Raw genomic sequence first — 13419 nt, forward strand, 5'->3', positions numbered from 1 at the left:
GCAAGGCGGCCGTGCCCATGCCCACGGTGTTCGGTCTCCGTCTTCCGTCCTGAGCGCCGGAATGACGCTCACGGACGTCCGACCGGCACTGCAGCGGACGGCCCGTCTACGGCGCCCTGGTCGAGCCCGTACAGGCGCGCCGCGTGAGTACGCATACTCACGCCGAGCCCGGTCACCGCACTCATCCACCACGCAACCCTCCCTGCCTAGGGTGCGCTTATGCCCGACGAGACCTTGCCCCGCCCCGCCACCACCCACGACGCGCCCGAGCCCGAGGCCTCCTCTCGCGCCCTCGGCGCTCTGGGGTGCGTCGGCGCCGCGCTCGTCGGCATGCTCCTTCTGGTCTGCATGCTCGCGTGGGGCGCATGGGCATCGACGGACTTCCCCCGCGTCGCGCCCGAGGAGATGGCGGACCGTGCCCTCCAGCGTTCCCAGGAGGCCTACACCGTCCTGGGCTTCACGCGCACCATCAGGCCCGGAGTCGAGAAGCTCGGCGTCAGCACGGAGAACACGCTCAGCTCTGACTTCTGTTACGACGGCGGATTGCTGGGACTGAAGGACGAGACCATCGACGGTGCCTACTCCATGAGCCACAGCTGGGCACTCGACCACGTGCCAGCGAGCCAGGCGGTCCCCGGTCTCCGCCGACTGCACCGGTTCCTCGCGGACGAGGGCTGGGAGGTCACCTCCTACAGCGAAGGCACGTCGGGCGGGTCGTGGGACCTGTTTGTCCAGCGGAACGACGGCGACGAGCGAATGTCCTTCACCTGGTACTCGGACCGCGAGTACTTCACCGGCGGCGCCTCCGTGCCCTGCGCCTACGACCCGCAGTGGAAGAACGGCGACGTCGGCCCTGCCGGGGACAACCAGAGACCACCTGCCTTCGGACCCGCGCCGAAAAGCTAGCGGGCGGACGACTCCTCGCCGGCTCGCGACAAAGGGCACCTTGTCGAACTCCGGTCCCCGCCTATCGTAGAAGACAAAGACCGCCGCGGTGGAGGTGAACGCCGGCGAAGCGCGTACGCCACCGGGTGCGAGCCGCAGGCCCCCGGTCTGAAATGAGAGCTGGGTCACAGCCTGGGAGTCCAATCGTGGGCAGTGGCTGCTCTTGCCCCCGGTCATCATCAGACCCTCAGCCGCGACCAGGAGGAGGTTCCGCTGTGCCGGTCCTGCGCCAGATCACCACGTGCACCGATCCGTCGACCGTTGTCATCGAACGCCGTGTCCGCGCACGCGACCGATCGGTGGACTACCGGCTCGAGGTCTGCCGGCGCCACCGTTGGCTGGCGAGTCACTGGACCGGGCGCCGCAGCGCCGAGGGATCCGGCGGACGGTGCGGCACCGTCACCGACTACCGCCCCTACGCCCAGATCGTGCAGTCCCATGCCGACCTGTGGCTGCGCCCGCTGGCCGCGAACGGCCCCGAGGACCACGACGGAGACCTCGCGGCCGCGCTCCGCGCGGGGTATGAGCTGCTGACCACGCACCGAGAACCGACCGGCGTGGCCGTCGCGCTGGAACACGCGGCGCGGATCGCCGAGGCGGTCACCGCCGGAACCCTGCCGCCGGCCGAGGGGCAGGCCCAGGTCTTGGCGGCACTCAGCGCGGCCGAGACCCTCGACGCCGGAGCACGAGGGGCCTGACCGGCTGCTCCCCGCCATGGTCGAGGACGGCCTGCCGTCACGGGGCGTGGTGGAGGAAGGCGGCCGCGCGGGCCGTAGGGTCGAAGGCGACCGGCCCGACACGGGGAGGCCGGGCCGTGAACGAGGAGTCTGTCGTGTCCGCCCTCAGTGTTGCCCTGACCACCGCCATCGGAGCCCTGGTCGGCGCTGCAGCGCGACCGGGGATCTTCGCCCGGTCGGTGCCGGCACCTGCGGCCGCACGCAGCAGCTGCCCGCACTGCGGCGGCGCCATCCTCGACCGCCGGCTGCCGGTCCTGCCCGCCTCCGGACGCTGTCCGGCGTGCGCAGAGGCGATCGGTCCGCGCCCGCTCCTGCCAGAGGCAGCGGCCGCGCTCGCCTTCGCCGCCATCGCGGTGGGCGGTGCGAGCGGCTGGTTCGCCGCCGCCCAGTACTGGGTGGCCGCGTGCGGGGTCGCGCTGGCGCTGATCGACCTCGCGGTACAGCGGCTTCCCGACGTCCTCACCCTGCCCGCATGCGGCGGGACGCTCCTCCTGCTCACCGCCGCCGCGCTGGCGGGCGAGCCCGGAAGCCTGGGCCGCGCGGCTGCCGCCGCTGCCGCGCTCACCGCCGTCTTCCTCCTCATGGCATTTGCCGGCGCCATGGGGCTTGGAGACGTCAAGCTCGCACCGGCCATCGGGGCGCTGCTGGGCTGGAGCAGCTGGACGGTCTTGTTCTGGGGAGCGGCCGCGGGCTTCGTCGTCGGCGCCGTCTCGGAGGTGGTGCGGATGGCTGCCGGCGGTGTCCGCCGCACACACGTCTCTTTCGGCCCCTACATGGTCATCGGCGCCCTGGCCGTCTCCGTCGTCACTTCCTGACCCGCCCTGAATTCCCGGAAGAACGGCTTCCTGTAATTACCCTTCCGGCACAGCAGTTTCCGGCACATCTCTTACCTGACCTCGATGTTCCGGCATGCTATTTCCCGGAATAAATCCGTCCTGGTGGAATCTTCGACCCGCCGCGAAGATCGAATCCGAAAGCAAGACGAATTTGCGTTTCGGACTGTCCCTCGCCCGCCTTCGCCGCATCTCATCGGCAACACGGCGGAAGGCCTCGCGGAGGCCGGCGAGCGAACTTCGGCCGACGACACCAGGAAGAGCCGCACATGAACACCCTCACCCGCCGCGTGGCGACCGTGGCAAGCACCGGCGCGCTGCTCCTCGGCGGCGCCGTCGCCACCGCCTCCACCGCCAGCGCCGCGACGGTCGGCGCCGCAGCCTGCACCCACCAGATCAAGATCAACACCGACGTGTACACGACGGTGAAGTTCCGCACCGGCCCCGGTACCGGCTACACCGCCACCGGCCAGCTCTCCAAGGGCACCGACGTCTACTGGCAGTGCAACAAGGGCCGCAACGACAAGCCCGGCGCCTGGGGCTACGTCACCGTGAAGTCCGGCCCGCTCAAGGGCAAGAAGGGCTGGGTCGCCGCCCAGTACATCAACGTGCCCATGCAGCTGGACTGACCCCCAACCGGCCGGCAGAGACGCCCGACCCGAGCTCTCCCGGCCCACCCCACGCCTGAGCCGTCACCACGAACAGGCTCAGGACGACGCGACGGCGGCCCGGCCCCCTGTGACCCCGGGCCGCCGTCGGCGTACCCGCACCGCGGCTCCCACCACGAAGACCAAACTTCCCTCGCTCCGCCGGCCCGGGAACAAGAGCCGCTGACCGGGCACCCCAGCCACAGGACGGCACCTTGAATCCCACTTCCTCCTCAGCCAGCGCAACGGCATCCCGCTTGACGCAGGCCCTGGCCCACGCCCGTAGACAAGGCCGGGCCGCCCTCGCCGCGTACCTCCCCGCCGGCTACCCCACCTTCGCCCAGAGCCTCGACACCCTGCACCTGCTCGCGACAACCGCCGACGTGCTCGAGATCGGCCTGCCCTACACCGACCCCCTCATGGACGGCCCAGTCATCCAACACGCCGCCGAACAAGCGCTCCGGGCCGGATTCCGCACCGAACACCTCTTCACCATCGTGCGCGAACTCGCCGCAGCCTCCCGCACCGCGCTCGTCGTCATGACCTACTGGCAGCCCGTCCACCACTTCGGCCCGCGCCGGTTCACCCAACGCCTTGCCGCAGCCGGCGGGACCGGCGTCATCATCCCCGACCTGCCCGTCGACGAGGCCACCGAATGGCTCGACGCCGCCCACGAACACCACCTCGACACCGTGTTCGTCGTCGCACCGAACGCCACCGACCAACGCCTGGCCCGCGTATGCGCCGCAGCCAGCGGCATGGTCTACGCCCCCGCAACCACCGGCGTCACCGGCGCGCAAGGCCCCCTCCACCCCGACCTGCCCGCCTTCGTAAACCGGCTGCGCACCCTCACCCACCTCCCCGTCGGCGTCGGAATCGGCGTGTCCACCCCGGCCCAAGCAGCCCTCGTCGGCAGCTATGCCGACGCCGTCATCGTCGGCTCCGCCTTCATCCGCGCCATCGACTCCGCCCCAGGGCCCACCGGCCCCCTCCAGGCCGCCCTCCTCGCCCAACGCCTCGCCGACGGACTCGCGTCACGGCCCGCCGCGGCCTGACCCCAGCGACCGGCCAGAGAGCGCTTTCAGGGCATCCCGCCACGTACCGGAACGCCGCACCAGACGATCCGCCGCTCAGCCTGGAGAACGGTGTACCTACCAGGCAGTAGAGGTCTAAGGTGCGGACCAGACCACCAGATTGCCGACCGCTCACGGACGAGCGCACAGGAGCGGACCGCATGCTTGCGATGCGCCCGGCCACGCCGGACGACCAACCCGGCCTTGCCGCAATGATCCAGGCCCGCTCCAACTGGATGAAGGACAAACAGCTCCCCGGCTGGCGCAACTGGGGAAGGCACGTGCACGAGCTGGCCGGCAACTGCACACGACACCCCAGCGAGATGTGGGTCCTCATCGAGCGCGGAGACCGGATCCTGGGGTGCACCACGATCCTTCGGACCGCAGCGCCCTGGATCTGGACCGCAGGCGAAGCCGCCGACACCGCCTACTACCTCAACGGCACCATCACCGACCCCGCCGAACGCCACCGCAAGCTCGGCACACTCATCGCCCACTGGGCCGTCGACCGCGCGGCACGCGAGGGCATCAGCCGCGTCCGGAGAGACTGCAGCTCCCCCGCCCTCGCCGCGTACTACCAGCAGCAGAACTTTCAGCTCATCCGCACAGTTCCCACCGTGGGCGAGCGCGCTTCTTTTGCCTTAGAACGCGAAGCAGAACGCATCCCTGAACTCGCCATCTGGCTTATGAAGGGCAGCTTGATTTCACAGCCTCCTAGTACAGCGAGAACGCCTCTCACCAAGAATGCCCGATCAAACATTCTGGAAGCAGCGCGAATCATCTCACGCTCACTTCGGGGAGCATCCGAGGCCACCTTGTCCGCGTAGTCGGTGTCCGTGCGGTTCGGCGCATGGGGCAACATCTAAAGGATTCCCGTCCAACGCCATGGGCGCGGTCCGCAACGGCCGCGCAGGCAGTCAACCCGGTGCTGTGCCTCAGCTCGCCACTTCGGCTGCCCGGCTGCGTGCTGGGCGGCGTACGTCACCATGCGGAGTTCCCGCGCGCCCGCGAGGGTGGGGTAGCCGGGCCAGGTCGTGACGTCGTGGCCGTAGATGGAGCAGAAGGACTCGTACTCGGCGGGGGTGACCGCACCGGTCGTCCAGGTCCGTACGGCCGTGGAGATGAGGTCCCACTCGGGAGGTCCGGCCGAGAAGCGTTCCAGGTCCATCAGCAGGCGTCCGCCGTGGTCGAGCCGCACGACGTTGCCGGGCCACGCGTCCCCGTGGACGGCTGATATGGGGAGGCAGGGTGGGAGGCCGGCCTCCCACCGCTCGGCGAGGTCTTCGTACAGGTTCAGGAGCCACTGCCGGTCGTTGCTCGACAGCGTGTGGGCGGCGGACAGCCGTTCGGGGATGCGGACGAAGGGGTCCAGATGCCCGATGTCGAAGTCGGGGAGCGGGAGCGAGTGCAGCTCCTTGAGGGCCGCTGCGACGTCTTCGGTCGAGCCGTGGCGGTGGGGCGGGACTTCATGCCAGAAGGTCACCACGCGTCCCGCACGCTCGATGGGTTGGTCGGCGAGCAACGGCTTCACCACGGGAATGCCGGCAGTGGTGAGCCACCGGGCCACGCTGATCTCGCGTGCTGCGGAGGCGGATCGGTCGGGCGGTGCGATGCGCGCGACGATGCCCCCTGGCAGCCGCCAGATCTGGTTCTCCGCGATGCGTATCGGCTCTGCGCCGCGGTCGTCGAGGTCGAGCGCGGCGCAGGCCTCGTGCAGGGCGTCGGGTGCCTTCATGTCCGTCATGCCCGCAAGGTAGCGTCGATCTCCTCCTTGAGGTTGGTTGCTTCCTGGATCTTCGGGTGCCGGTCGGCGAACTGGCCGAGCTGTCGCAGATCGTCCGCGGCGCGGCGCGAGGTCAGGTCGCCGCCGAGGGCTAGGGCCTTCCGCCCGATGGCCGCAGCCTCGCGTGGATCTCCTCGTCGCATCACCAGGGAGGCCAGCTTGGTGCAGGACATCGCCTTGGACCGGGCGAACTGCGGGCCATGTCCGCTCACGGCCGCCGCGAACCGTTGACCGGCCTGGGCGGGGTCGTACTCGTCGATCCCGACGGCCAGGTCCCAAAGGGCGTGCGCGGTATCGCCGTTGTGTTGTGCGGCGTCGTAGTACGCCATCCATGGCGGCTCGTCTTCGGGACGCCGCTGGGCGAAGGCGTCATCTGCTGCGCCGACGGCAGCGATCGTCTCCTGGACGTTGCGCAGCTTGCCGAAGGCGCGGGCTCTGGCGGTGTGCAGCATGGCCCGCTCCGAGGCAGTCAGCCGGTCCGAACGCACCAACCCCTTCTCCGCGTTGGTCAGGCCGTCGTCGGCGTTGCCGACCCAGATCGCCTGTCGGGCGAGGAAGGAGTAGCCCTTCGCGCGGAGGTGCCAGTGCTGTCCCTCCTCGGCACACTCCACGGCGACCCTGAAGGCGAGACGGGCATCGTCGTGCCGGTAGACATCGAACTGCGAGGCTCCGGCGACCAGGCCGAGCCGGGCCACGGCTTCGAGGAAGTCGGGGCGGTAGGACGGAGGGCAGGAGACGGACAGGAGCCGGATGGCCCACTGCATCGAGTCGGTGGCGAGCTGCCCGATGAGCCCACCACCTCCGTAGGTGTTGTCCCAGGTGTGCAGGCCGGTCGCGATCTGTTGCAGCTGCCGGATCTCCCTCGAGCTGATCTGGTGGGGAACGGCCGGCGGGGTCGTCGGTGAGAGCAGTGCGGAAAGGTCCAGCGGGTCGAGGGCTAACAGGCTCCCGAGCACGAGGAACTGACGGCGGTACAAGGGATCAGGACTCCTTGATGAGGATGGGGCGCCTCCCTCCAGCATGCGTCCTGCCAGCCGCTGAACGTCTCCCTCCGGGGTGCGCGGGCGGCGGTTATCCGCATCACGGCGTCGTTTATCCGCATCGCCGAACACCATGGCCCATGCCCGGGTGAAGAGTCCGCCTGCCTGGAGGGCGGCATCCAGCCGCGGCGGCAGGTCCTCCGGGCAGCGGTAGACACCCTTCTCGATCTTCAGCAGGACATCGACACTGACCTGCACCTTTGCCGCGAACGGGGCGGCCGTCGGGAACCCTGCCTCTTTCCTCCGCAGGCGGAGTTCGTGGCCGAACCACTCCTCCGGGGAGCGCGACGGGTCGAGGATCTTCTCTGGTTGCGGCATGCGGCTCCTGACCTCCCGATGCGGATTCTGTGAGACATCCGCATCACCCACTGCACGTGCCCTTCGCGGGCTGCCTCAATAGTTGCTGAACGGTGCAAGACCAGTACACACCGCAACCGGAGGCCCGAGGAGGGGTTTCCGGCCAACGAAGTGGACGGACATGCTGAACCTTCTCAGTGCACCTCCCCTGGGAGACCGGGGCGTGGCCTCGGCTGTGCCGGGGCAGCTGACGCTGGACCTGACGCTGTCGGAGAAGGCCATCCGCCACGCCAGGAGAATCGCCGTGGAGAGCGTCGGCATGTGGGGCTACGACGACGTGGCCCCCGACGTCGCCGTGGTCGTGGCCGAACTGCTGACGAACGTCTTTCAGCACGCCGACGCGCCCAAGGGCTGTATGGACAAGAGGGCTCGCCTCGTCGTCCAGGTCCTCGTGGCCCTTCCCTCGGCTGGACGGCTGGTCGTGGTCGTGCACGACGACGACCCCGCGATGCCGAAGGAACGGTGCGCTGACGAGACTGCGGTCAGCGGCCGCGGCCTCGCCCTGGTCCGCGGGTTGGCGGACAGCCTGGCCCTCGTGCCGGCGGAGGGCGGAAAGGACCTCGTCGCCGTCTTCTCGTTGGAGGCCGACCGCGAGGAGGCTGCGGCGTGAGCGCGCGAACGTTGATCGGCCGACGCGTACGGTGGGGCGGCGTGCGCCACGCGGCCCTGTGGACCGAGCAGACGACACGTCACGAGCGTGACGCGAGCGCGGCGGCGATGGAGACAGTCGCCCTCGTGCTGGAAGACGGCTCACCGCTGCCCGAGACGGCAGAGGATGTCCACCACCTGGTGCAGCGGCTGCGTGGACACGTCATGGTGCTCGGCGGCGGGCTTCCTCCCTCGTGCGCCGAGGACGTGCTGGCTGAGGCCCATGCCGCGGCCGAGGAGGAGACGCCTGCGGGATTCATGCCCTCCCGCGTCTACCTGGTGCGGTTGGCCAAGGCCACCAAGGCGTTGGCGGAGGTTCAGGCGGAGTCGAGCCGGTATCTGCCGGCGCGGCGGACCACGGGTCTGGCGTACCGAGGCTGGTCCAGCCGGAACACGCTCCGGGTCGTCGCCTTCGCCATCGCGATGGCGACACTGATCCTCGCTGCTTCCGTGAGGACCTCATGACGCTCGTACACCGTTCTGTCGCGGGGCGTTCCTGGGTTTCGGAACAGCCCGGTTACCTGCGTCTTCTCGGAGTGCTCACAGCTGTGAGCGATACGGCTCTCCCGCCGAGTACGGTCCTCGTCCTCTCCACCGTCATGTCGACGCTGGCAGCAGCCGCGCACAGGAGGTGGTGAGACGTGATGGGACTGACGGCAGACCGGGTGATCCTGCTCGCGGCCATCTTGGTTCCGATGGGAGCTCTTGTGGTGGGAGGCCCGCGGTGGAGCCGACGGCGCTGCGGAGACGAAAGCCCGGCCCGAAGACGGGGAACAGATGAGCAACGACCGCGATCCGCTCCAGTCGGCGATCCGCGCGCGAGCCCCGGGCGCCGTGACCGGCAGAGTCGGCGGCGAGCGTGCGGAGCCGGGGACGCTTCTGCGACGAATCGACGTCCGTGACGCGGTGGTACCCGACACGGCCGACACGCTCCAGAGGTTCTTCCTCACCAGCCGGCGCCGGGCCCGCGCGCACGCCATGACCGCCCTCGCGACGAAGTCGCGTCCCACGGAGGCCCCGCCGCCCTAGGCCTTCTCGCCCTGCTCTCTGCCGATAAACGCGGCGAAGCCGCCACTCCACCATGCCCACCCGAAACCGCCCGGTGCCCACCGGGCCCGTAGAGATCGGACATCATGGAAAGCCGTCTCACCCTTCCGCACCAGGCTCCGTCTCCTGAGGCAGCGGTGACAGGGGCGCTGATCCCGACGCCCAGGAGCGCCGCGACCCTGGCGCGGCCTCTGCGGCGGGTAGGCCGGATTGAGGACCACGGCTTCATCGGGAACATGCGGGCGGCCGCGCTGGTCGACCGGGACGGTGGCGTCGACTGGATGTGCCTGCCCCGCTTCGATTCCCCAGCGCACTTCACGGCCCTGCTCGGGACCGAGGAGCACGGGCTGTGGCGCATCGGGCCGGCCTGTGTCGAGGGCGCCGCACCCGCGGCGGCGGACAGACGGCGATACCTCGACGGCACGCTGATCCTGGAGTCCACCTGGATCACCGCCGACGGGACCGTCCAGGTCCTGGACTTCATGCCGGCTACGGGCGAGGCGCCGCAGCTGGTCCGCATCGTGCGCGGCGTCAGCGGACGGGTACCGATGCGCTCGCTCCTGCGCGCGCGTTCTGACTACGGAAACAGCGTGCCGCGGATCGAGGTCGACGGTCGCCGGGCGAGCGCCGACCTCGGCGATGGCCGGCTCTGGCTGGATACCTCGGCGCCCACCCGGGCGGTCGCGGGTGACCTGTGGTCGGAGTTCACCGTGTCCGAGGGCGATCGTGTCGCCTTCACCCTGTCCTGGCAGAAGGGCCACGACGCCCCTCCGCCGTTGCTGGATGCGTTAGGGCTGATGAAGGAGACCGCGGGCTTCTGGAAGGGCTGGCTCTCCCAGTCCACCTACGACGGGCCCCATCGGGAAGCCGTCGAGCGGTCCCTCATCACGCTCAAGGCCCTCACCTACGCGCCGACCGGCGCGATCGTGGCTGCGCCGACGACGTCGCTGCCCGAGGAGATCGGCGGCGTGCGGAACTGGGACTACCGGCCGGTTTGGCTGCGGGATTCCGCCCTCGTGGTGGAGATGTTCCTGCTCTGCGGCTTCACGCAAGAGGCCAGAGACTGGGTCGGCTTCCTCCTCGAAGTTATCGGGGAGGATCCCGAGAGCCTGCAGGTCATGTACGGGGTCGGCGGCGAGCGCGACCTGCCGGAGACCGTGCTCGACTGGCTGCCCGGCTTCGAGAACTCGGCCCCGGTCCGCATCGGGAACGGCGCGGCCAAGCAGCTGCAGCTGGATGTGTACGGCGAGGTCGTCGGCGTCCTGTACGAGGCCCAGCGGCACGATCCGGATCTGACGCCGGTCGTCGCGCCGCTGATCACGGATCTGGTCGGCTGCCTGGAGTCGTGCTGGGAGGAGCCGGACGAGGGGATCTGGGAGGTCCGCGGTCCGCGCCGGCAGTTCGTTCACTCCAAGGTCATGGCGTGGCAGGCGTTCGACCGGGCAGTGCGGCTCGTCGAATCCGGGGCTTGCCCGGGCCCGGTCGAGCGGTGGCGGGAGACCCGGGACGCGATCCACGAGCAGGTCTGCCGGTACGGGTACGACGAGCAGCGGAACACCTTCACGCAGTCGTACGGCTCACCGGCACTGGACGCCTCCCTTCTGATGATGGCCACCAGCGGCTTCCTGGCCCCGGACGACAAGCGGCTCATCGGCACGGTCGAGGCGGTCCGGCGAGAGCTGTCCATCCAGGGCGGCTTCCTGCTGCGCTACCACACCGAGGGCGCGGAGCCGGGCGTCGACGGCCTGCCCGGTGACGAGGGCGCCTTCCTCATCTGCTCGGGGTGGCTGATCACCGCCCTCGCCCTCATCGGCCGCGTCGACGAGGCCGAGATCCTCCAGGCCGGCCTGCTGCGGGCCCGCAACGACCTCGGCCTGCTCGCCGAGGAGTGGGACCCCGTGAACGAGCAGCAGTTGGGGAACTATCCGCAGGGCTTCTCCCTCGTCGCGATCGTCCAGTCCGAGCTCGCCCTGCACGCCGCGCGGCGCAGCCAGGAGCTGGTCCGGGCGGAGGCCGGACTGTGAGCGTGGCCGCCGCCCGCCCGGCCGGTTTCGAGGCGTCCGGTATCAACACCCTGCCCGGCTGGTGCGAGTTCCGTCCCGGCGCCGAGGTGACCATCGATGACCTCTTCCCCCTCGCGGCGACGGCGCAGGAGCCGTTCGAGGCAGCGATCGGAGAGCGCTTCGACACCCTGACGCTGCCTCGTCGCACCGCGCGGGACCTCATCCGCCGGTTCGAATGGCTCCGGCCCCATCCGGTTGGCGCGGCAGTGGCCCGCGCAGTTTCCGACGAGTGGGTCCTCGTCCTCCCGCCCGGCTCCGGCTACGGCATGCAGTGGAGCCGCCCGGCCGACCACCGTGCCGACGGCGTCCTGGTGGTCCCGCCGCAGACGGCCGGGCCGAATGAGGACCTGCGCTGGGCGAGGCACGGCAACGCCCACGGCCGGGTCTTCTCCGCGCCGCTCCTGTTGTCCTTCGCGCTGTTTCCGCAGCGGGCAGTCCGCCCGCCGAACTGCGGACCTGTCCGAACCAACTGCACGCCCGTGAGGATCTGATGAGCACTCTGATAGAAGCCGCAGCGGTTGCCGTGCCGTCGGCGCTGGCCCTGGCGGGCGGAGGCGCGGCCTGGCACTTGCGGGGGTCCCTGCGTGCGGAGCGCCGCCGTTCCGACAGGTTGCAGCGGCATGCCGAGAACCTGACCCAGCAGTTGCGGGCCGCCGAGCTGATCCTCGGGCAGGTGGCCGACGAGGCGGTGCCCGCGATCCAGGCGGCCGTCGTAAGGCCTGGCGCCGGACAAGGCGTCGACCTTGCGCTGCCGGACGCCCTGACGGGCACCGTGATCGCCGACCGGGTGCGATTCGTCGTCGATTCGGTGGCCGCGGCGATGCGGCAGGTGCAGTACGACGCGGAGACCGCCACCGGTGTTCAGGTGTCCCAGGTCAAGCAGGACGCCGAGGCAGCGGCCGCCGAGGCCCAGCGTGCTGCCGAGGAGGCGGCCCAGGCGGCGGTGCGCAGCTTCGCCGCGTCCCTGGTGGTGATCGCGTCGAAGGTGAGCCGCCAGATCAGCGAGGGCGTGCGCCGACACGCGGGCGGGGAGGCGTACGAGACGCTCGTCACCGTCGACCGTCTCGTCCAGCAGCTGCTGCTGGTGGCGCAGAACTACGTGATTCTCGGCGGAGGGAAGCTGTCCCGGCGCTGGCCGGCCACCACCTTCACCGACGTGGTCCAGGCGGCGATGGGCCACCTGGAGGGCTTCGAGCGGATCAAGCACGAGGAATCCGATGTCGCCCTGACCAGCCGGGCAGTCGGGCCAGCCGTCCACACGATCGCGGTGCTCCTCGACAACGCGCTGAAGTACTCGCCCTCGTCGGCCTCCGTAGACGTGCGCCTGCTCAACGGGCACCACGGCCTGACGGTGCGGATCGACGACGCCGGGCTGCAGATGAACCGCGAGGCCGTGATGGCCGCCCGCCAGACCCTGAACGGTCAGAAGACCGCACCGGTCACCCAGCACGGGGCCCACCCGCGCACCGGGTTCGCGGTGGCCGCGGCCCTGGCCCGCGAGTACGGCTTCAGCGTGGACCTAGAGGCCCCCAACGCCTACCGAGGCACCAGCGTCCAGATCTTCTTCCCCAGCCACCTGCTCACCCACGCCCCCGAAGAGCAGGCCGCCAGCGCGCAGCCCGCCTCACTGACGCCCGCGCCGACGACCACATCCACCGGCCTGACTGTCCGCCAGCGCGGCGCGGCCCTCACACCGCGGCAGCCCGCCGCCGGTGCCGAGCACGCCCAGCCGGGCCGCCCCAGCGTGGTCGCCGCCTGGGCCGCCGGCACCAGCCGCGCGCGCCCCACCACCCCCGAAGGAGCCTGATGTTCACCGACACGCACGCCAACACGCTCGGCTGGCTGCTCGACGAGCGGCTCGCCACCCTCGACGGAGTCCAGTGCGCGGTCCTGCTCAGCACGGACGGCCTGCTGCACTCCCGTACGTCCTCCATCGGTCACGACCAGGCCGAGCGGCACGCGGCCATCGCCGCCAGCCTGCGCGGCGCCGCCCGCACCTACAGCGAGGAGTTCAGCGGCGGCGGGATGCGACAGCTCCTGCTGGAGCTGAACTCCTACGTCTGCCTGATCACGCAGGCCGGCCCGAACGCGCTCCTGCTCGTGCAGACCAGCGGCCCGGACGTCGACCTCGCCGCGATCGCCCACCAGATGGGCGAGCTCGCCGTGAGTGTCGGCGACCGGATGGCCGTGCAGGCCCGGACGCCGGTGCGGGACGCGCAGGCCGCGGGGTGAGCGGGCCGCGGCGG

At 70.4% G+C, this 13419-nt stretch carries 15 protein-coding genes; 13 read left to right on the forward strand and 2 right to left on the reverse strand.

What is annotated here, in order from left to right; translation table 11 throughout:
* Positions 1 to 219: 219 nt before the first annotated feature.
* The 6 genes from ACZ5PB_RS11840 to ACZ5PB_RS11865 all read left to right on the forward strand — a co-directional run bounded on the left by ACZ5PB_RS11840 (position 220) and on the right by ACZ5PB_RS11865 (position 5062).
* Complete coding sequence (locus ACZ5PB_RS11840) at positions 220 to 906, forward strand: hypothetical protein (protein ID WP_468690118.1); 687 nt, start codon at positions 220 to 222, stop codon at positions 904 to 906.
* A 254-nt stretch (positions 907 to 1160) separates the two neighbouring features.
* Positions 1161 to 1643 carry a hypothetical protein gene (locus tag ACZ5PB_RS11845; protein ID WP_358476194.1) on the forward strand — a complete coding sequence of 161 codons (483 nt, stop codon included), beginning with the start codon at positions 1161 to 1163 and terminating at the stop codon, positions 1641 to 1643.
* Between the two features lie 134 nt (positions 1644 to 1777).
* A complete protein-coding gene (locus ACZ5PB_RS11850) occupies positions 1778 to 2497 on the forward strand; it encodes a prepilin peptidase (RefSeq protein WP_468690120.1) in 720 nt (239 codons plus the stop codon).
* Between the two features lie 287 nt (positions 2498 to 2784).
* On the forward strand, positions 2785 to 3144 hold the full coding sequence (locus ACZ5PB_RS11855) for an SH3 domain-containing protein (RefSeq protein WP_468690123.1): 360 nt from the start codon (positions 2785 to 2787) through the stop codon (positions 3142 to 3144).
* 275 nt (positions 3145 to 3419) lie between these two features.
* Complete coding sequence (gene trpA, locus ACZ5PB_RS11860) at positions 3420 to 4217, forward strand: tryptophan synthase subunit alpha (protein ID WP_468690125.1); 798 nt, start codon at positions 3420 to 3422, stop codon at positions 4215 to 4217.
* Positions 4218 to 4396: 179 nt separating this feature from the next.
* A complete protein-coding gene (locus tag ACZ5PB_RS11865) occupies positions 4397 to 5062 on the forward strand; it encodes a GNAT family N-acetyltransferase (protein WP_468690127.1) in 666 nt (221 codons plus the stop codon).
* A 35-nt stretch (positions 5063 to 5097) separates the two neighbouring features.
* On the opposite strand, the gene ACZ5PB_RS11870 is transcribed toward ACZ5PB_RS11865, so the two are convergent.
* A complete protein-coding gene (locus ACZ5PB_RS11870) occupies positions 5098 to 5979 on the reverse strand; it encodes a phosphotransferase family protein (protein WP_468690129.1) in 882 nt (293 codons plus the stop codon).
* Positions 5976 to 7376 carry an XRE family transcriptional regulator gene (locus tag ACZ5PB_RS11875; protein WP_468690131.1) on the reverse strand — a complete coding sequence of 467 codons (1401 nt, stop codon included), beginning with the start codon at positions 7374 to 7376 and terminating at the stop codon, positions 5976 to 5978. The genes ACZ5PB_RS11870 and ACZ5PB_RS11875 overlap by 4 nt, the downstream gene beginning before the upstream one ends.
* A gap of 202 nt (positions 7377 to 7578) precedes the next feature.
* Here ACZ5PB_RS11875 and ACZ5PB_RS11880 point away from each other — a divergent pair, with 202 nt between their 5' ends.
* The 7 genes from ACZ5PB_RS11880 (at position 7579) to ACZ5PB_RS11910 (ending at position 13405) form a co-directional block, all read left to right on the forward strand.
* Positions 7579 to 8025: an ATP-binding protein gene (locus ACZ5PB_RS11880; RefSeq protein WP_468690133.1), complete on the forward strand. Its 447-nt coding sequence runs from the start codon at positions 7579 to 7581 to the stop codon at positions 8023 to 8025.
* Entirely contained in the window at positions 8022 to 8528 is a 507-nt protein-coding gene (locus tag ACZ5PB_RS11885; protein WP_468690135.1) for a DUF6415 family natural product biosynthesis protein, read from the forward strand. The genes ACZ5PB_RS11880 and ACZ5PB_RS11885 overlap by 4 nt, the downstream gene beginning before the upstream one ends.
* A 312-nt stretch (positions 8529 to 8840) precedes the next feature.
* Positions 8841 to 9092 (forward strand): hypothetical protein, encoded by a 252-nt coding sequence (locus ACZ5PB_RS11890; RefSeq protein ID WP_468690136.1) that lies wholly within the window; start codon positions 8841 to 8843, stop codon positions 9090 to 9092.
* Positions 9093 to 9301: 209 nt separating this feature from the next.
* A complete protein-coding gene (locus ACZ5PB_RS11895) occupies positions 9302 to 11134 on the forward strand; it encodes a glycoside hydrolase family 15 protein (RefSeq protein WP_468690287.1) in 1833 nt (610 codons plus the stop codon).
* Positions 11131 to 11664 (forward strand): hypothetical protein, encoded by a 534-nt coding sequence (locus ACZ5PB_RS11900; protein WP_468690138.1) that lies wholly within the window; start codon positions 11131 to 11133, stop codon positions 11662 to 11664. The genes ACZ5PB_RS11895 and ACZ5PB_RS11900 overlap by 4 nt, the downstream gene beginning before the upstream one ends.
* Entirely contained in the window at positions 11664 to 12980 is a 1317-nt protein-coding gene (locus ACZ5PB_RS11905) for an ATP-binding protein (protein WP_468690140.1), read from the forward strand. The genes ACZ5PB_RS11900 and ACZ5PB_RS11905 overlap by 1 nt, the downstream gene beginning before the upstream one ends.
* Complete coding sequence (locus ACZ5PB_RS11910) at positions 12980 to 13405, forward strand: roadblock/LC7 domain-containing protein (protein WP_468690142.1); 426 nt, start codon at positions 12980 to 12982, stop codon at positions 13403 to 13405. The genes ACZ5PB_RS11905 and ACZ5PB_RS11910 overlap by 1 nt, the downstream gene beginning before the upstream one ends.
* Positions 13406 to 13419 lie beyond the last annotated feature (14 nt).

The sequence above is a fragment of the Streptomyces sp. NPDC032721 genome (assembly GCF_055579625.1).

What these genes read in the sequence shown, in the direction of transcription:
- ACZ5PB_RS11870 (WP_468690129.1), bottom strand. Translation starts at nt 5,979, where the DNA reads ATGACGGACATGAAGGCACCCGACGCCCTGCACGAGGCCTGCGCCGCG.
- ACZ5PB_RS11855 (WP_468690123.1), top strand. Translation starts at nt 2,785, where the DNA reads ATGAACACCCTCACCCGCCGCGTGGCGACCGTGGCAAGCACCGGCGCG.
- ACZ5PB_RS11910 (WP_468690142.1), top strand. Translation starts at nt 12,980, where the DNA reads ATGTTCACCGACACGCACGCCAACACGCTCGGCTGGCTGCTCGACGAG.
- ACZ5PB_RS11890 (WP_468690136.1), top strand. Translation starts at nt 8,841, where the DNA reads ATGAGCAACGACCGCGATCCGCTCCAGTCGGCGATCCGCGCGCGAGCC.
- ACZ5PB_RS11905 (WP_468690140.1), top strand. Translation starts at nt 11,664, where the DNA reads ATGAGCACTCTGATAGAAGCCGCAGCGGTTGCCGTGCCGTCGGCGCTG.
- ACZ5PB_RS11840 (WP_468690118.1), top strand. Translation starts at nt 220, where the DNA reads ATGCCCGACGAGACCTTGCCCCGCCCCGCCACCACCCACGACGCGCCC.
- ACZ5PB_RS11875 (WP_468690131.1), bottom strand. Translation starts at nt 7,376, where the DNA reads ATGCCGCAACCAGAGAAGATCCTCGACCCGTCGCGCTCCCCGGAGGAG.
- ACZ5PB_RS11865 (WP_468690127.1), top strand. Translation starts at nt 4,397, where the DNA reads ATGCTTGCGATGCGCCCGGCCACGCCGGACGACCAACCCGGCCTTGCC.